Genomic DNA, 17,896 nt, shown 5'->3' with positions numbered 1-17,896 from the left:
AACCAGATAAGTTGCGATAATGAATTATTTTTTTGATGAATTTTTTTCAGGATGTTGCCCGCAAGTTTTTGGCGCGTTACGCAAAGTGGGCAAAAGGCGGGTGCCGGCATATTTTTCGCTGTTTATAGTCGCAGGCAGGGGGCCTTGCGATGGGAAAAAGCATGCTGCAAAACGCCCGGCGGCTACGGGCTATGATGGCGCCGGCGGAAAAAACCGCCTGGCTGGGGCTACGCGATCGGCGTTTGGGCGGTTACAAGTTCCGCCGCCAGTTGCCGATTGGGCCATACATCGTTGATTTTGTTTGCCTGCAAAGAAAGCTGATTGTTGAGCTGGATGGCGGGCAACATATGGAACAGGCTGCTTATGACGCGCGGCGTACGCGTTATCTCGAGCAGCTTGGGTTTAAGGTGCTGCGTTTTTGGAATAATGAGGTGTTTGATAACTGGAGTGGGGTTCAAGCCGTTATTTTGCAGCATTTGTGCGAAGGGCCCCCTCACCCCGGCCCTCTCCCCTAGGGAGAGGGGGCGCCGGGATAGGCATGGGTAGTTGGGAGCCGGTTCAGGAAGGTTGGCACGGATGAACCCTCACCCCGGCTCTTTCTCTAAGGGATAAGCGGCGATGGGATAGGCTTGGGTAGATGGGAACGGTTCAGGAAAGTTGGCACGGACGAACCCTCACCCCGGCCCTCTCCCCAAGGGAGAGGGGGCGCAGAGATAGGCATGGGTAGACGGGGAGCGGTTCAGGAAGGTTGGCATGGACGAGCTTTTACCCCGGCCCTCTCCCAGAGGGCGAGGGGGCGATGGGATAGGCCTGGGTAGTTAGGGAACTGGCTCTGGAAGGTTGGCACGTACGATCCCCTCTCCCGACGGGAGAGGGTTAGGGTGAGGGGGAGTTACTTAACCTGCATCCCAGGTTGCGCGCCGCTGTCTGGGCTCAGCAGGAAGATATCTTTCCCGCCGGGGCCTGCGGCCATCACCATCCCTTCAGATACGCCGAAACGCATTTTGCGCGGCGCCAGGTTAGCGACCATGATCGTCAGGCGGCCTTCGAGCAATTTCGGGTCCGGGTAGGCAGAGCGAATACCAGAGAAAATCTGGCGCGTTTCACCGCCTAAATCCAACTGTAGCTTCAGCAGTTTGCTGGAGCCTTCCACGAAATCGGCGCTTTTGATCAGTGCAATCCGCATATCCACCTTGGCGAAATCGTCAAAGGTAATGGTCTCCTGAATAGGATCATCCGCCAATGGGCCAGTCACCGGCTTGGCGGTGCTCATGTCCTCTTTGGATGCGTTAACCATGTCAGTCACTTTGTCGAGATCGATACGGTTGAACAGCGCCTTAAACGCATTCACCTGGTGGCTCAGCAGTGGCTGCTGGATGCTATCCCAACGCAGTTCGCTGTTCAGGAACGCTTCTGCGCGTTCGGTCAGCGAAGGCAGCACCGGTTTCAGGTAAGCCATCAGAACGCGGAACAGGTTGATCCCCATTGAGCAGATGGCCTGCAGATCGGCATCGCGGCCTTCCTGCTTCGCCACCACCCACGGTGCCTGCTCGTCGACGTAGCGGTTGGCAACGTCAGCCAGCGCCATGATCTCACGGATAGCGCGGCCGGATTCACGGCTGGCATAGGCTTCGGCAATGCTTTCTGCCGCATCGATAAAGGTTTGGTACAGCGCAGGATCGGCCAGTTCATCCGCCAGCTTGCCGCCAAAACGCTTGTTGATAAAGCCGGCGTTGCGGGAAGCCAGGTTAACCACCTTATTCACGATATCGGTGTTTACACGCTGGACGAAATCTTCCAGGTTCAGATCGATATCATCAATGCGTGAAGACAGCTTGGCCGCATAGTAGTAGCGCAGGCAGTCGGCGTCCAGATGCTGCAAATAGGTGCTTGCCTTGATAAAGGTGCCGCGTGATTTCGACATCTTGGCGCCGTTCACGGTCACATAGCCGTGCACAAACAGGTTGGTCGGCTTGCGGAAGTTGCTGCCTTCCAGCATCGCCGGCCAGAACAGGCTATGGAAATAAACGATATCCTTGCCGATGAAGTGATACAGATCGGCGGTGGAGTCTTTGCGCCAGAATTCATCGAAGTCCAGATTGCCGCGTTTATCGCACAGGTTTTTGAACGAGCCCATATAGCCGATCGGTGCATCCAGCCACACGTAGAAGTATTTGCCCGGCGCGTCGGGTATTTCAAAGCCGAAATACGGCGCATCGCGGGAGATATCCCACTGCTGCAGGCCAGATTCAAACCACTCCTGCATTTTGTTCGCCACCTGCTCTTGCAGCGCGCCGGAACGGGTCCAGGCCTGCAGCATTTCACTGAATGCGGGCAGATCGAAAAAGAAGTGCTCGGAATCACGCATGATTGGCGTAGCGCCGGAAACCGCTGATTTAGGATCGATCAGCTCGGTTGGGCTGTAGGTGGCGCCGCACACTTCGCAGTTATCGCCGTATTGATCCGCCGCCTTGCATCTTGGGCAGGTGCCTTTAACGAAACGATCGGGCAGGAACATACCCTTTTCCGGATCGTAAAGCTGGGAAATGGTACGGTTCTTGATAAAGCCGTTTTCTTTCAGGCGGCCGTAAATCAGGCTCGACAGTTCGCGGTTTTCATCGCTATGGGTCGAATGATAGTTATCATAGCTGATGCCAAAACCGGCGAAATCCTGTTGGTGCTCCCGGCTCATTTCCGCAATCATGTCTTCAGGTTTGATGCCCAGTTGCTGCGCTTTGAGCATGATTGGCGTACCGTGCGCGTCATCCGCACAGATGAAATAAACCTCGTGGCCGCGCATTCGTTGGTAACGAACCCAAATGTCCGCCTGGATGTGCTCGAGCATGTGGCCGAGATGGATGGAACCATTTGCGTACGGTAGTGCGCACGTCACCAATATTTTTTTCGCGACTTGAGCCATAGTGATAACTTGCTTTTCTGTAATGATAAAAGGGGCTTTGATGTTAACCGATCGCGCCCCTCGCGGCTAGGGCGGTTTCTTTCCTGCTGGGTGCGCCAGCCCCCTTGCAGTTCTGATATGCTAAGCAGGAAGCCATGTGTTTAAAACCAAGGAGCCGGGATGAACGCTAAATCCCCCGAGCAAACCAACCCTGAAGATCTGCACGCCCGGGTGGCCGATGTACTGGCCGCTTTCGAGCACCCGACGTTAAAAAATAACCTGTCGACGCTGAAGGCCATTCACCACTGTGCGCTGCTGGACGATGTGCTGTATGTCGAATTGCTGATGCCTTTTGCCTGGCAAAGCGGGTTTGCGGCATTGCAAGACCAAACCAGCGCCGAGCTGCTGCGGGTGACTGGCGCAAAAGCGGTGGACTGGAAGCTTAAGCACGATATCGCCACCCTGAAGCGCGCGAATAACCAGCCCGGCATTAAAGGCGTGCGCAACATTATTGCCGTCAGCTCCGGCAAGGGCGGGGTGGGCAAATCCAGCACCGCGGTGAACCTGGCGCTGGCGCTGGCGGCGGAAGGGGGCCGGGTGGGGATCCTGGATGCCGATATTTACGGCCCGTCGATCCCGAACATGCTGGGCACCGAGAACGAACGCCCAACGTCGCCGGACGGCCAGCATATGGCGCCGATCATGGCCCATGGCCTGGCGACCAATTCGATTGGCTACCTGGTGACCGACGATAACGCGATGGTGTGGCGTGGCCCCATGGCCAGCAAGGCGCTGCTGCAACTCTTGCAGGATACGCTGTGGCCAGATCTGGATTACCTGGTGGTGGACATGCCGCCGGGCACCGGGGATATTCAACTGACGCTGTCGCAGAACATTCCGGTTACCGGGGCGCTGGTCGTGACTACGCCGCAGGATATCGCACTGCTCGACGCGGCCAAAGGCATCGTGATGTTTGAGAAAGTGCAGGTGCCCGTGTTGGGAGTGGTGGAAAACATGAGTATGCATATCTGCAGCCAGTGCGGCCACCATGAGCCGGTATTTGGCACTGGCGGCGCCGAGAAACTGGTGCAGAAATTCCACAGCCGCCTGCTGGGCCAGATGCCGCTGCATATTTCACTGCGGGAAGATTTGGATCGCGGGCAGCCGACGGTGATCAGCCGCCCAGACAGTGAGTTTGCGCAGATGTATCGCCAACTGGCTGGCAATGTGGCCGCGCAGTTGTACTGGCAGGGCGAGGCGATCCCCACCGAGATTTCTTTCCGCGCGCTGTGATTGGCCTATTCCCTCACCCCGTCCCTCTCCCCGCGGGAGAGGGGGCGTACGATGAGGCATGGGTGTGGGCCTGTTCCCTCACCCCGTCGCTATCCCTAGGGCGATGCGGCATGGGTGTGGGGGGATAGGGCCGTGCCGGCACGGTCTGTTCCCTCTCCCTTGGGGAGAGGGTTAGGGTGAGGGGCGATTAGTCTTGCGCTACTTTTACCGGCGCGGGTGCGGGTGATGGTTTGGCGTGCAAATCTGCACGGGTAAAAGGTTTTTTCACCGGCGCGATGGTTACCGCAATGCGCTCCAGCAGCCCTTGAGTCGGCGCCGCAGTGCCGGTGTTGATCAAAAACAGCGGCAGCACCAGCGCCGCAGCGATTTTCCGGTAAGAAAGCCGTGGTGGCGGTGTGTTGCGCTGCAACAGCAGGAATGCCGCGCTGACGGTGCAGCCCAGTGCCAGGCCGGTAACCACTTCCGAGGTGGAATGCACATTGATCGCCAGGCGTGAATAGCCCACGGTCAGCGCCAGTAAATAGCCGCAGGCCACGGCTACACGGCGCACGTTGATTGAAAAGCGCCCGGCCAGTAGCCACAGCATCACCGGCCAGATGCTGGCCGAGAGCGCCGAATGCCCGCTAAAACCGGTAAAATCAAACTCACGGCTGCCAATCCCCCAGCCCATGAAGGCCAGCTTGGAGAGGCACACCACCGCCCCCACGCCGCCGAACAACAAAATCCATTGCCAGGTCGGCTTTCTGCTGGCTGGCGAAAGCATCAGAATAATGAACACAATGGCGGCGCTTGGCAGCAACAGCATACTGTCGCCGAAGAAGGTCAAAAAGTGCCAGTTCATAGGTGCACACTCTGTGGCAATAAATAACGGGATAGACTGTTCACGTGATCGCGGGTACTCAAATAAATAATCGTGGCTGAATGCTGTGATTCTAGCTTGGCCGCGGCATTAACAGTAGTGTAAAAGTTCTGAAAACAGCATATAAACCCGTCATCCCGCAGTGTGCTGGCGTGTTGGCGCACATCCCTGGGGCCATCTTTGCCCTGCAACTCGAATTATTTTGCGTATACCGCCGCATAAAAAAGCGAAATGGTTATTACGGCAACGGTTTGTATGCATATTGTTGTTGCCGCCGTCTAAATACTGGCGCCGGGCCTGCTAACTCCCTATAATTGGCGCGATTTAGTTCCCCCCTCACACTACGAAACCAGGTCTTTAATTTTATGACTGACAAGCCGCATCAATGCGTCATTATTGGTATAGCTGGCGCATCTGCCTCAGGGAAAAGTCTGATTGCCAGTACGTTATATCGAGAACTCCGCGATCAAGTTGGCGATCAACACATTGGCGTTATCCCCGAAGACAGTTACTACAAAGACCAGAGCCATCTGACCATGGAAGAGCGGGTCAAAACCAATTATGACCACCCCAGCGCCATGGATCACAATTTGCTGTTCCAGCATCTGCAAATGCTTAAGGCCGGCAAGGCAATTGAACTGCCGTTGTATAGCTACACCGAACATACCCGCAAACAAGAAACCATCCATCTGGAACCCAAGAAAGTCATTATTCTGGAAGGTATTCTGCTGCTGACGGATATCCGCCTGCGCCAGGAAATGAATTTCTCTATCTTTGTTGATACGCCGCTGGATATCTGCCTGATGCGCCGTATGAAGCGTGATGTCAACGAACGTGGCCGTTCGATGGATTCGGTGATGGCGCAGTATCAGAAAACCGTTCGCCCGATGTTCCTGCAATTTATTGAGCCTTCCAAACAGTATGCCGATATTATCGTGCCGCGCGGTGGTAAAAATCGGATTGCGATCGATATCCTGAAAGCCAAAATCAGCCAGTTCTTTGAATGATGCTGTTGGCCGGGCGGTGAATCCCCGGCCTGTCTCCCATGATTTACGCCCTGACGTAGACCTTTCGCCTATTGTGTGGCACTTTTTGTTTTAGTTTATGCGCTTTGATGGAGAAGAAGAGATGAGACTGTGTGACCGCGATATAGAAAGCTGGTTGGACTGCGGAAAGCTGGCTATTTCACCCCGTCCACCGGTGGAGCGTATTAACGGGGCCACAGTGGATGTCCGTTTAGGGAATCAGTTCCGCGTATTCCTCGGGCATACTGCGGCATTTATCGATCTGAGCGGCCCGAAAGATGAAGTCAGCGCCGCGCTGGATCGCGTGATGAGTGACGAGATCGTGCTGCCGGAGGGCGAAGCCTTCTTCCTGCACCCCGGTGAGCTTGCGCTGGCGGTGACGCTGGAATCGGTTACGCTGCCGGACGATCTGGTCGGCTGGCTCGACGGCCGCTCTTCATTGGCGCGCCTTGGCTTGATGGTGCATGTCACCGCACACCGTATTGATCCAGGCTGGCAGGGCCGTATCGTTCTGGAGTTCTATAATTCAGGTAAGTTGCCGTTGGCACTGCGCCCTGGGATGATGATCGGCGCGTTGAGCTTCGAGCCGCTTTCCGGCCCGGCTGCCCGCCCTTATAATCGCCGCCAGGATGCAAAATATAAAGATCAACAGGGTGCCGTAGCCAGCCGTATCGACAAAGATTAACGGCTGAAGGACATTGCTGCTGGGGGCTGACAAGGGGATGGCATGAAACGATTACTGACGACTTTGGCGATTTTGCTGGTGGTGCTGGTGGCCGGTATGGCTGCGCTGGTGCTGCTGATCAATCCCAATGATTTTCGCGCTTACATGGTGAAAAAGGTCGAACAGAAGAGTGGCTATCATCTAACGCTGGATGGCGATTTGCGCTGGCACGTTTGGCCGCAGCTGAGCATTCTGGCCGGCCGCATGACGCTTACGGCGCCTGGCGCCGCTGCGCCCGTGGTCAGCGCCGATAATATGCGCTTGGATGTTGAACTGCTGCCGCTGCTTTCACACCAGCTTTCGGTTAAGCAGGTGATGCTGAAAAACGGCGTTATTCGCCTGACCCCCGACAGTGAAGAGCAAACCGTGCCGGGAGCGCCCGCCGCGCCAACCAGCAACGCTGAAGAACCAGCGGTGGCCGCGTGGAAATTCGATATTGATAATTTGCGCATCGTCGATAGCCTGCTGATTTGGCAGCGGGCGAACAACGAGCAGATCAACGTGCGCGATATTAACCTGACGCTGCAACAAAACGGCCAGCATCAGGCGCAACTGGCGTTATCCAGCCGGGTTAACCGCGATCAGCGCGATCTGGCCTTTACGCTGGCGGCCGATTTGGATCTGCAGCAATACCCGCAGCAGATTAGCGCCAATATCAGCCAGTTTACCTATCAACTGGATGGGGCCGATATTACTAACGGTGGTATCAAAGGCGAGGGGAGCGTGCAGGCCGTTTATCAGCGGGTGCAGCAGCAATTGGCGCTGAAGAACATGGTACTTAGCGCGAATGACAGCCAACTTACCGGCGATGCCCAGCTGCAATTTGGTAGCGTGCCGCATTATGCGGTAAACCTGTCTTCGCTACATCTTAATCTGGATACCCTTTCAGGCTGGAAAGACAACATTGGTGAGGCGCCGCAGCCTGCGCCATTGGCGCCGGTGATTGCCAGCCCGCCGGATGAAGCGCAAAGCCTGAATGTGCTGCGTGATTTTACCGCACAGCTGGCGCTGAAGGCCGATCGGCTCACCTACCGTGGGCTGGAGATCGCCCAGTTGGCGTTACAGGCGGAGAACCAGCGTGGGCTGTTAACGTTAGGGGCGCTTGGCGGCAAGCTGGCGGGCGGCGAGTTTTCTCTGCCGGGTGAACTGGATGTGCGCAGCGCTAAACCTGCTATTACGTTACGGCCAGACATCAAACAGATAGAACTGGGCCCGGTGCTGAAAGCGTTTGATATGCCGCAGGTGATAACCGGTAAATTCAATCTACAAGGCACGTTTGGCGGCGATAAGCTGAGCGCGGAAGCCTTTAAACACAGTTGGCACGGCGATGCGCAGTTAGCGATGCAAAACGTGCAGTTGCATGGGCTTAACATTCAGCAATTGATCCAGCAGGCGGTGGCACGTAGCGATAGCCGTGTGAGCGGCCAGGAAAAATATCAACGCTATACGGAAGTGCAGCGCCTGACGGCCCGGGCGCATTTGAACGCCGGGGCGGTGAAGGTTAGCGAACTGCAGGCTGATTCATCTGCGCTGAACCTTAGGGGGGCCGGGACGCTCGATATACCTGGCAAGCAGTGTGATATGACGCTGAATGTGCAGGTGACCGACGGGTGGCAAGGGAATAACGATCTGATTGCGCTGCTACGGAAAACAGCGATCCCGCTGCGGGTTTATGGGCCATGGGACAGGCTTAATTATCAGTTGAAGGTGGATCAACTGTTGCGCCAGTCGCTGCAGAACCGCGCCAAGGACGCCCTGAATAAATGGGCGGAAAAGAATAAGGATTCGCAAAGCGGGCAGGATCTGAAAAGGTTGCTCGACAAGCTGTAATATCCTCCCAAACGGGCCGCCAAGCGGCCCGTTTCTTTTTACTATGCGAATGCCCTCATCCCGGCCTTCTCCCAGAGGGAGAAGGGGCGCGGGGTTTGGCATGGGAGTGCTGAATGCCCTCATCCCGGCCTTCTCCCAGAGGGAGAAGGGGCGCACGGTTTGGCATGGGAATACCGATAGCCCTCGTCCCGGCCTTCTCCCAGAGGGAGAAGGGGCGCAGGGTCTGACATGGGAGTGCTGAATGCCCTCATCCCGGCCTTCTCCCAGGGGGAGAAGGGGCGCAGGGTTTGGCATGGGAGTGCCGAATGCCATCATTCCGGCCTTCTCTCTAGGGGTGAAGGGGCGCAGGGTTTGGCATGGAAGTGCAGAATCCCCTCATCCCGGCCTTCTCCCAGAGGGAAAAGGGGCGCAGGGTCTGACATGGGAGTGCTAGTGCTGAAGGCCCTGATCCCTGCGTTGGTGGGGTTGGTGCGGTACTAATACAGAAACGCTGGGCTATCCCCTCTCCCTGGGGGAGAGGGTTAGGGTGAGGGGTTACCCCTCGTCATCCTGATCGGGCTCTGCCAGCGGCGTGATTTTTACCTTCAGAATACGGTGGCTGCTGATCTCCAACGGCTCATAGAGATAACCATCAATTGCCAACTGCTCGCCCTGTTCCGGGATCCGCTGGCAGTGCTCCATCAGCAAACCGGCCAGCGTATGATACTCGCGCTTCTCTTCCAATTGCAGAGGCAGGAAATGCGCCAGATCCTCCAGCGGCATATAGCCGTTGGCAATCCAACTGCCGTCTTCACACTGCTGAATATCATGGCGTGCATCGATCTCCTCGCCGGCTTCGGGCAGGTTACCGGCAATGGTTTCCATCACGTCGGTCAGGGTAACAATACCTTCAACCGAACCAAACTCATCCACCACAAAGGCGAAGTGCGTTTGCGCCTGGCGGAACTGCTCTAACGCGCTAAGCAGCGTTAGCCCTTCAGGGAAGATTAACGGCTGTATTACCAGCGCCCGTAGATCCAACGGCGCTTGCTGCAACTGCTGTTTTAACACATCAATCGTGTGGATCACCCCAAGCGGTTCATCACTGTCGCTATCTTCGATAACCACAATGCGCGTGTGTTGGTTCTTTTCCAGCAACTGTTTCAGCTTTTCCTGCGGATCGTTCAGCTCCAGGTATTCCACATCGTGCCGGGACGTCATGATGCTACTGACGGTGCGCTGTGCCATCCCCAGCACGCGCTCGATCATATTGCGCTCCTGCTGGTTAAATATTTCGCTGCCTCCACTGTTGCTGTCGGCGATCAAATCAGCCGCATCCCGATCGACTTCGGCCTCTTCATGCTTTCCACTTAGCATACGCAGCACAGCTTCTGCCGTGCGTTCGCGCAGAGGGCGCACCTGGGAAAGAAAACGGCGGCGGTTGAACTGCGCAAGCTGGTTTAGTGCTTCGATGATCACAGAGAAGCCGATAGCTGCATACAGATACCCTTTGGGTATGTGGTAGCCAAAGCCTTCTGCCACCAGGCTAAAGCCAATCATCAACAGGAAGCTCAGGCACAGGATGACGATAGTCGGGTGGGCATTAACAAAGCGGGTGAGCGGCTTGCTGGCCAACAGCATCAGACCGATGGCGATAGTGACCGCCAGCATCATAACCGCCAGGTGATCAACCATCCCGACTGCCGTTATTACCGAATCCAGTGAGAAGACGGCATCCAGCACCACAATTTGCGCCACTACCGGCCAGAAGCGGGCCCCTTTACGGGTGCCGTGCTGTTCTTCATCCTTGCCTTCCAGCCGTTCATTCAACTCCATCGTGGCTTTAAATAACAGGAAGATACCGCCGACCAGCATGATCAAATCGCGCCCACTGAAGGGATGCTCGGCAAGGAAGAACAGCGGCTTGGTTAAAGTTGCCAGCCAGGATATAGAGGCTAACAACACCATACGCATCAGCAGCGCCAGCAGTAAACCGACGACGCGAGCTTTATCTCTTTGTTCTTTTGGTAGTTTTTCTGCCAGGATGGCAATAAAAATGAGGTTGTCTATCCCCAGCACAATCTCCAGCACGACCAATGTGGCCAGGCCGGCCCAAATTGTTGGATCTGCGATCCATTCCATAAGACCAATTTCACCTTTTAGTTCGCCGGCTTATGCCGTAACGCGCATGATGGGCGTTGGCAAAGGAAAATTCAACATGAAAACAGCAGGGAAGGTAGGGATAAGAAGAATAATTAAGTGAGCCGGATAAAACCGGGAAGTTTCTGGGTGTAATAACATAAGAAACCATCGCTTTAACTGTTTATTAAAGCAACTGCAATACAATTATTATTTAAATCATCGTGTTATGAATTTCTGCTTATGTTAGAATTTTCCGAGCCATTATCAAAGAGTAGTCTTATTCCTAAAAGGCCGTGAGAAGCCGATCTAAGGCTTGTCTCAGTGGGTTAATAGTATAAGAATCCTAGCCAATAATATGTAAACAACTATCAATACTTTGTATAGAACATAGGCTTTTTTGCCCTTCTTGTGATTACCCTGCGTTGTATGCCAGTGGTTAACACTGTTCGGCTGAATACATGGTGAACATGTGCCTGTTAGCCATCCAGAATCATTTCCAGTGCATTGGTAGCTGTAAGCCAAGGGCGGTAGCGTGCCGGAAGCGATTGATAAGGAACGGTTTTTATCACTTTCCCGATCGTTGATATAGAATTTTCCTAATTCATTTCCCCCGGAAGCGTTGGCTTAGCCTGTGTCTGTTACACTTAATTGTTATTTGCTGATGGATATAAAATATGCAAAAGAGATTGAAAGCAGTCATTCCTGTGGCAGGACTGGGTACACGTATGTTGCCGGCAACTAAGGCAATTCCGAAAGAAATGCTGCCTGTGGTGGATAAACCACTGATTCAATATATCGTGAGTGAATGTGTTGCTGCCGGAATTAAAGATATTATTCTGGTGACACACTCTTCCAAGAACGCCATTGAAAACCACTTTGATACCTCTTTCGAGTTAGAAGCGGTGCTGGAAGCACGCGTGAAACGCCAACTGCTGGCGGAAGTGAAAAGCATCTGCCCACCAGACGTTACCGTGATGCAGGTTCGCCAGGGGCAGGCGAAGGGGCTGGGGCATGCCGTACTGTGTGCGAAACCGATGGTCGGGGATGAACCTTTTATTGTACTGTTGCCAGACGTGTTGATGGATGATGCAAGTGCCGATCTGCGCAAGGAAAACCTGGCGAAAATGATCCAGCGCTTTGAAGAGACCGGTTACAGCCAGGTGATGGTGGAGCCGGTGCCAGAGAAAGACGTTTCTAAATACGGTGTGGTGGATTGTGGCGGGGTCGCATTGGCCGCTGGTGAAAGCGCGCCAATGACCGCAGTGGTGGAAAAACCGGCGCTTGAGGATGCTCCTTCCAACCTGGCCGTAGTGGGGCGCTATGTGCTCTCTGCAGATATTTGGCCGCTGCTGGAGAAAACCCCTCCAGGAGCTGGCGATGAGATCCAACTGACCGACGCCATCGCTTTGTTGATGGATGAAGAAACGGTTGAAGCTTTCCATATGAGCGGCAAATCACATGACTGTGGTGATAAACTGGGCTATATGAAAGCATTCGTGCAATATGGCCTGCGCCATGCCACAGAGGGCGAAGGGTTCAGCAAATGGTTGAAACAGGCTCTCGCCAATAAATAACTGCAGCGGCCGCAGATACGATCACAAGATTGAAAGAGGACTACCATGACGAAGTTAAAAGCTGTCATTCCCGTTGCTGGCCTGGGTATGCGTATGCTGCCGGCGACCAAGGCTATTCCAAAAGAAATGTTGCCGATCGTCGATAAGCCGTTGATTCAGTATATCGTTAACGAGTGTGTCGCCGCGGGTATCAAAGATATCATTCTGGTGACGCACTCTTCCAAGAACGCGATAGAAAACCATTTCGATACCTCATTCGAGCTGGAAGCGATGCTCGAAGCGCGCGTTAAACGCCAACTGTTGGATGAAGTACAATCCATCACGCCAAAGGGCGTGACGCTGATGCATATCCGCCAGGGGCAACCAAAAGGGTTGGGGCATGCTGTGCTATGCGCTAAACCGCTGGTTGGGGATGAACCGTTTGTGGTGGTGTTGCCCGACATCCTGCTGGATGATGCGAAAGCAGATCTGAAAAAAGATAACCTTGCCCACCTGATTGCCCGCTTTGAACAAAGTGGCGATAGCCAGGTGTTGGTGCAAGCGGCCGACGATGAGAATGTGCTGTATGATTACTCGGTGGTGGAGTGTGAAACAACTACGCTGCAGCCCGGCGAAAGCGCGCGTATGACCTCTATTATTGAAAAACCAAGCCGGGAAGTGCGGCTGCAATCCAACTATTCCGCAGTAGGCCGCTATGTGCTTTCTGCTGACATTTGGCCGATTCTGGAAAAAACCAAACCCGGCGCCTGGGGCCGCATTCAGTTGACCGACGCGATTGCAGAACTGCTGAAACAACAACCGGTAGAAGCGACCGAACTGGTGGGTGAATCCTACAACTGCGGTGAAAAGCTTGGCTATCTGCAGGCCTTTGTCGCCTATGGCCTGCGCCACCCAGCACAAGGGAAAGCCTTCCGCGAATGGGCAGAGCAACTGCAGTTTTAAGCGGGTTTGTAATTAACAGCCTGGTTGTGGAATTAACAGCCAGATATATTGGTAAAAGCCGCGCCTGCAGTTCATACTCTTGAGCACTGAACGGCCCCAGAGCGTTATATAACCGGAATAGAGAGCACCACACGGCTCCCTCACCCTGTGGGGGATGGCTGGGGGTGAGGGCTCGGTGAGGAGTAAATAATTCACCCTCACTATCGCAGCACTGCACTCGTTCCTGAAAGGGAGCACCGTTCGACACCCTCTCCCTGTGGGAGAGGGCTGGGGTGAGGGCTCGATGAGGAGTAAATGATTTCTCCTCACCATCGCAGCACCGCTCTCGTTCCTGAAAGGGAGCACCGTTCGACTCCCTCTCCCCGTGGGAGAGGGCTGGGGTGAGGGCCCGGTGAGGAGTAAATGACTCATCGCAACATCGCCCGCGTTCCTTGTAGGGAGCACAGCGCAGCTCCCTCTCCCCGTGGGAGAGGGCCGGGGTGAGGGGCTCGGTGAAGAGTAAATTACTTCCCCTTACATTGCAGCACCGTTCCCTAAAGGGAATGCTGTACGACCTCTCTCCTGCGAGAGAGCGTTGGGGTGAGGGCTGCAACCCAATACCAAGTGGCTGTTTCTTTCTGTATCGTAGCAAAGCTGGGTTCAACGGTTGCTCAATGAGCACGTTCCCTTTTAACATGCATGGGGGCAGGTATCACAACCCCCATTTTGCTGAGAACCGCAACAGGTGCCACGGTTGGCCGGGGACTTAGCACAGCGTAAATATTTACTTTGAAAGTGATGATAACTCGATGGCAAAAAAACAATGGAAACTGATACCGCTCCTGGTATCGATCAGTGTGATTAGCGGTTGTACGATCGTTCCCGGCACCCACCTCTCCACCAGCGAAAAAGATGTTATTAAACAGCAGGACAGCGATTTTGACATCGACAAGCTGGTTAACGTTTTCCCGTTGACTCCACGGCTGGTTGAGCAAATGCGGGCCAAGCCGGTGGTAGCGCAGAATAATGCCGCGTTGGATCGCGAACTGCAGAATTATGAATACCGGATTGGTATTGGCGATGTGCTGATGGTAACGGTGTGGGATCACCCAGAGCTGACCACGCCGGCGGGCCAATACCGCAGCGCCAGCGACACCGGCAACTGGGTGAATTCTGACGGCACCATCTTCTACCCCTATATTGGCAAAGTGCGGGTTGCTGGTAGAACGGTGAGTGAAGTGCGCAACGACATCGCCAACCGTCTGGCGCAGTATATTGAAAGCCCACAGGTAGACGTGAGCATTGCGGCTTTCCGTTCGCAAAAGGTTTATGTCACCGGGGCGGTTACGACCTCCGGCAAGCAGGCGATCACCAACGTACCGCTCACTGTGATGGATGCGATTAACGCGGCTGGCGGCCTTGCTGCTGATGCTGATTGGCGCAATGTGGTATTAACACACAGTGGTAGGGAACAGCGGATTTCTTTGCAGGCGCTGATGCAAAATGGCGACCTGATGCAAAACCGCTTGCTGTACCCAGGCGATATTCTTTATATCCCGCGCAACGATGATCTGAAAGTGTTCGTAATGGGTGAAGTAAATAAACAAGCTACGCTGAAGATGGATCGCAGCGGTATGACGTTAACTGAAGCGTTAGGTAATTCTGAAGGAATATCTCAGGCAATGTCTGATGCTACCGGGGTGTTCGTTATCCGTCCACTGCGCGGCAGCCAGGGCAGCAAGCTAGCGAGTATCTATCAGCTAAATGCCTCTGATGCGGCAGCAATGGTGATGGGTACAGAGTTCCAACTGCAGCCTTACGATATTGTTTACGTAACTGCAGCTCCAGTAGTGCGTTGGAATCGTGTAATTAGCCAGCTGTTACCGACAATTGCTGGTTATAACGCATTAACTGAAGGGACATTGCGTATCCGCAATTGGCCGTAGTAGGTTGAAGAGGATAATATAGTTATGTTTAGTTCTATTTTAGTAATTTGTGTAGGCAATATTTGCCGTTCTCCTATAGGAGAAGGATTGTTAAAATTATATATTCCAAAAATGAGGATAAGCTCTGCTGGATTAGGAGCCCTAGTAGGCCAATGTGCTGATGAAAAAGCGAAATATGTGGCTAATAAGAGTGGCATATCGCTTACAGAGCATAGGGCAAAAATGCTAACTGCGGATATGTGTCGGGAATACGACTTGATTCTTGTTATGGAAAGAAAGCACATTGATGCAATAACAAAGCTTGCACCTGAAGTTCGGGGTAAAACTATGCTCTATGGTCATTGGATTCAGAAAGAAATACCAGATCCTTATAAGCAAAGTTTGGAATCTTTTGAACATGTATATAAGTTACTGGATGATTCTGCCCAAAAATGGGTTGGCGCGTTAAATAGAACATAACCGGGTAAAATATAGTGGATAAAAAAATTAATTCAGTATCTAAGGATACAGATACGAATGATGAGATTGACATTGCTCAACTGTATGGTTCAATTCTTGATAACCGCTGGCTGATTATTGCTATTACAGTATTGTTTACTGCAATAGGAATAATCTATACGATGTTTTCAACACCAGTATATCAAGCAGATGCTTTGGTACAGGTCGAAAAGGATGTCGGTAGTTCAATACTGAATGATATTGCTAGTTTCGCCCCTAATAATACGCCATCGTCGACTGCAGAGATTGAGCTCATTCAGTCTAGAATGATTATTGGTAAAACTATTAATGAGTTGGATTTGGAAAACTCTATTGAGCCAAAATATTTTCCTGTTTTTGGTAAAGGGTGGGCTCGTTTAATAAAGAATAAAACGCCTGAGGTAGCAGTATCGAGGTTAGCTGTACCTCCGGTAATGCTAGGACAAGAGATGGAGTTAACTATTAATGAGAATAATTCATATATATTATCGTATGATGGTGATGAGCTCATTAATGGGAAAGTTGGTGTTTTTTCTGAAAAAAATGGGGTAAGTATTCTGGTTAGTGATACTGATGCTGAACCAGGGACAACATTCTTACTTAAGAAAACATCGTTTCTAGATACAATTAGGAGCTTGCAAAGGAACTTAACGGTAGAAGATAAAGGAAAAGACACTGGAGTTTTATCTCTTACTTTAACCGGTGAAGATCCTATAAATACACAACGCGTTCTGGCTAGTATTGTAAATAATTATTTATTACAAAATGTAGAAAGAAAATCAGAAGAAGCGGAAAAAAGTCTAGGTTTTGTAAAGGAACAACTACCTTTAGTTCGTGAAAAGCTTGATGAAGCAGAAAATAAGCTTAATTTATTTAGAAAGGAAAATGATTCAGTTGACCTTTCACTTGAAGCAAAATCAATGCTCGATACTATAGTAAATGTAGAATCACAATTGAATGAGCTTACTTTCAAAGAAGCGGAAATATCAAAGCTTTATACAAAGGAGCACCCATCATATAGAACTTTGCTTGAGCAGCGTAAGACGCTGGAATTAGAAAGGGATAAACTTAATAAAAGGGTCAGTGAATTACCTAAAACACAACAAGAGATTATTAGACTGAAACGGGATGTTGATTCAGGACAAGAAATCTATATGCAGTTGCTGAATAAGCAGCAAGAATTAAGTATTAATAAGGCAAGTACTGTTGGTAATGTTCGTATTGTAGACCAAGCAATGGTTGCGAATAAACCCGTTCAGCCTAAAACAGTGGTCATAATATTTATTTCATTTGTATTAGGTGGGATTTTCTCGATACTTTATGTTTTAATTAAAACCATTCTGCATCGAGGGATTGAGAGCCCTGAGCAACTTGAGAAGAGTGGGATTAATGTCTATGCAAGTGTTCCATTATCTGATTGGCAGTTGGAAAATGATAGAAAAGCAACTTCACACAAGGCTAAGCAACTAACTGCAGGCCCTAGGCTTTTGGCTAACATAAATCCAGTAGATTTAGCAATGGAAGCTATACGTAGTCTGCGAACTAGTTTGCATTTTGCTATGCTTGATGCGAAAAATAATATATTGATGATCTCAGGTACTAGCCCTGGAATCGGTAAAACGTTTGTAAGTACAAACTTATCCGCTGTAATAGCTCAAGCAAATAATAAAGTAATATTTATCGACTGTGATATGCGTAAAGGCTACGCGCATGAACTTTTCGGTATTGAAAACGAAAAGGGGCTTTCTGAGTACTTATCAAATCAGGCTAGTATTGATGAAATTATTTCAGATAGTGGTATTAGTAGTATGGATGTAATTTCTAGAGGAAGGGTTCCACCTAATCCGTCAGAACTGTTAATGAGTGATAGGTTTACGCATTTATTAAATGAATTGCAATCACGATATGATATTGTTGTTATTGATACACCGCCTATATTGGCAGTTACTGACGCTGCAGTAATTGGTCGACATGCCGGGACTTCTATGTTGGTTGCCGGATTTGAAAAAACTACCTTGAAGGAAGTTGAGGTTAGTATTAGGCGTTTTGAGCAGAATGGCATTGATGTCAAAGGCGCTATTTTAAATCTAGTTGTCAAGAAGGCCGCTGGGTACTATGGATATGGATACTACCAATATAGTTATGAATCCAAGACTGAATAATTAATATTATTGAACACAGTCGGATTTTATCTGACTGTGTTCAAATATAATTTTTGCATAAGGAT

Annotated in this window: 13 protein-coding genes; 10 read left to right on the top strand and 3 right to left on the bottom strand. The window is 51.7% G+C overall.

Annotation, left to right across the window (positions count from 1 at the left end; genetic code table 11):
- The first annotated feature begins 149 nt into the window (after window positions 1-149).
- A complete protein-coding gene (locus ACN28Q_RS04495; RefSeq protein WP_095845238.1) occupies window positions 150-515 on the top strand; it encodes an endonuclease domain-containing protein in 366 nt (121 codons plus the stop codon).
- Between the two features lie 377 nt (window positions 516-892).
- Here the strand turns inward: ACN28Q_RS04495 and metG are convergent, their stop codons facing one another.
- Window positions 893-2,920, bottom strand: coding sequence for a methionine--tRNA ligase (gene metG, locus ACN28Q_RS04490; protein WP_095845237.1), 2,028 nt, complete (start codon window positions 2,918-2,920; stop codon window positions 893-895).
- A gap of 159 nt (window positions 2,921-3,079) precedes the next feature.
- Between metG and apbC the strand changes: the two genes are divergently transcribed.
- Entirely contained in the window at window positions 3,080-4,192 is a 1,113-nt protein-coding gene (gene apbC, locus ACN28Q_RS04485; RefSeq protein ID WP_095845236.1) for an iron-sulfur cluster carrier protein ApbC, read from the top strand.
- 187 nt (window positions 4,193-4,379) lie between these two features.
- Here the strand turns inward: apbC and ACN28Q_RS04480 are convergent, their stop codons facing one another.
- A complete protein-coding gene (locus ACN28Q_RS04480) occupies window positions 4,380-5,033 on the bottom strand; it encodes a phosphatase PAP2 family protein (protein ID WP_095845235.1) in 654 nt (217 codons plus the stop codon).
- A gap of 383 nt (window positions 5,034-5,416) precedes the next feature.
- On the opposite strand from ACN28Q_RS04480, the gene udk reads away from it, so the two are divergent.
- The 3 genes from udk (at window position 5,417) to asmA (ending at window position 8,630) form a co-directional block, all read left to right on the top strand.
- A complete protein-coding gene (gene udk / locus ACN28Q_RS04475) occupies window positions 5,417-6,058 on the top strand; it encodes a uridine kinase (protein ID WP_095845234.1) in 642 nt (213 codons plus the stop codon).
- 121 nt (window positions 6,059-6,179) lie between these two features.
- Window positions 6,180-6,761: a dCTP deaminase gene (dcd, locus tag ACN28Q_RS04470; protein ID WP_095845233.1), complete on the top strand. Its 582-nt coding sequence runs from the start codon at window positions 6,180-6,182 to the stop codon at window positions 6,759-6,761.
- A gap of 42 nt (window positions 6,762-6,803) precedes the next feature.
- On the top strand, window positions 6,804-8,630 hold the full coding sequence (gene asmA / locus ACN28Q_RS04465) for an outer membrane assembly protein AsmA (protein WP_095845232.1): 1,827 nt from the start codon (window positions 6,804-6,806) through the stop codon (window positions 8,628-8,630).
- A gap of 534 nt (window positions 8,631-9,164) precedes the next feature.
- On the opposite strand, the gene ACN28Q_RS04460 is transcribed toward asmA, so the two are convergent.
- A complete protein-coding gene (locus tag ACN28Q_RS04460) occupies window positions 9,165-10,751 on the bottom strand; it encodes a TerC family protein (RefSeq protein WP_095845230.1) in 1,587 nt (528 codons plus the stop codon).
- 674 nt (window positions 10,752-11,425) lie between these two features.
- Between ACN28Q_RS04460 and galU (ACN28Q_RS04455) the strand changes: the two genes are divergently transcribed.
- The 5 genes from galU (ACN28Q_RS04455) (at window position 11,426) to wzc (ending at window position 17,831) form a co-directional block, all read left to right on the top strand.
- Window positions 11,426-12,325: a UTP--glucose-1-phosphate uridylyltransferase GalU gene (gene galU, locus ACN28Q_RS04455; RefSeq protein ID WP_095845229.1), complete on the top strand. Its 900-nt coding sequence runs from the start codon at window positions 11,426-11,428 to the stop codon at window positions 12,323-12,325.
- Between the two features lie 45 nt (window positions 12,326-12,370).
- Window positions 12,371-13,267 carry a UTP--glucose-1-phosphate uridylyltransferase GalU gene (galU, locus tag ACN28Q_RS04450; RefSeq protein WP_095845228.1) on the top strand — a complete coding sequence of 299 codons (897 nt, stop codon included), beginning with the start codon at window positions 12,371-12,373 and terminating at the stop codon, window positions 13,265-13,267.
- Window positions 13,268-14,055: 788 nt separating this feature from the next.
- The gene (locus tag ACN28Q_RS04445) at window positions 14,056-15,192 is read left to right on the top strand and encodes a polysaccharide export protein (RefSeq protein ID WP_095845227.1); all 1,137 of its coding nucleotides are present in this window, start codon (window positions 14,056-14,058) and stop codon (window positions 15,190-15,192) included.
- A 24-nt stretch (window positions 15,193-15,216) separates the two neighbouring features.
- On the top strand, window positions 15,217-15,651 hold the full coding sequence (locus tag ACN28Q_RS04440; RefSeq protein WP_095845226.1) for an arsenate reductase/protein-tyrosine-phosphatase family protein: 435 nt from the start codon (window positions 15,217-15,219) through the stop codon (window positions 15,649-15,651).
- 14 nt (window positions 15,652-15,665) lie between these two features.
- Window positions 15,666-17,831, top strand: coding sequence for a tyrosine-protein kinase Wzc (gene wzc, locus ACN28Q_RS04435; protein ID WP_095845225.1), 2,166 nt, complete (start codon window positions 15,666-15,668; stop codon window positions 17,829-17,831).
- Window positions 17,832-17,896 lie beyond the last annotated feature (65 nt).

The sequence above is a fragment of the Gibbsiella quercinecans genome (assembly GCF_002291425.1).
Taxonomy (GTDB): domain Bacteria; phylum Pseudomonadota; class Gammaproteobacteria; order Enterobacterales; family Enterobacteriaceae; genus Gibbsiella; species Gibbsiella quercinecans.
The sequence above is the reverse complement of the archived record's forward strand: the minus strand, read 5'-3'. Positions and strand labels throughout refer to the sequence as shown.

What these genes read in the sequence shown, in the direction of transcription:
- ACN28Q_RS04495 (WP_095845238.1), top strand. Translation starts at nt 150, where the DNA reads ATGGGAAAAAGCATGCTGCAAAACGCCCGGCGGCTACGGGCTATGATG.
- metG (WP_095845237.1), bottom strand. Translation starts at nt 2,920, where the DNA reads ATGGCTCAAGTCGCGAAAAAAATATTGGTGACGTGCGCACTACCGTAC.
- apbC (WP_095845236.1), top strand. Translation starts at nt 3,080, where the DNA reads ATGAACGCTAAATCCCCCGAGCAAACCAACCCTGAAGATCTGCACGCC.
- ACN28Q_RS04480 (WP_095845235.1), bottom strand. Translation starts at nt 5,033, where the DNA reads ATGAACTGGCACTTTTTGACCTTCTTCGGCGACAGTATGCTGTTGCTG.
- udk (WP_095845234.1), top strand. Translation starts at nt 5,417, where the DNA reads ATGACTGACAAGCCGCATCAATGCGTCATTATTGGTATAGCTGGCGCA.
- dcd (WP_095845233.1), top strand. Translation starts at nt 6,180, where the DNA reads ATGAGACTGTGTGACCGCGATATAGAAAGCTGGTTGGACTGCGGAAAG.
- asmA (WP_095845232.1), top strand. Translation starts at nt 6,804, where the DNA reads ATGAAACGATTACTGACGACTTTGGCGATTTTGCTGGTGGTGCTGGTG.
- ACN28Q_RS04460 (WP_095845230.1), bottom strand. Translation starts at nt 10,751, where the DNA reads ATGGAATGGATCGCAGATCCAACAATTTGGGCCGGCCTGGCCACATTG.
- galU (WP_095845229.1), top strand. Translation starts at nt 11,426, where the DNA reads ATGCAAAAGAGATTGAAAGCAGTCATTCCTGTGGCAGGACTGGGTACA.
- galU (WP_095845228.1), top strand. Translation starts at nt 12,371, where the DNA reads ATGACGAAGTTAAAAGCTGTCATTCCCGTTGCTGGCCTGGGTATGCGT.
- ACN28Q_RS04445 (WP_095845227.1), top strand. Translation starts at nt 14,056, where the DNA reads ATGGCAAAAAAACAATGGAAACTGATACCGCTCCTGGTATCGATCAGT.
- ACN28Q_RS04440 (WP_095845226.1), top strand. Translation starts at nt 15,217, where the DNA reads ATGTTTAGTTCTATTTTAGTAATTTGTGTAGGCAATATTTGCCGTTCT.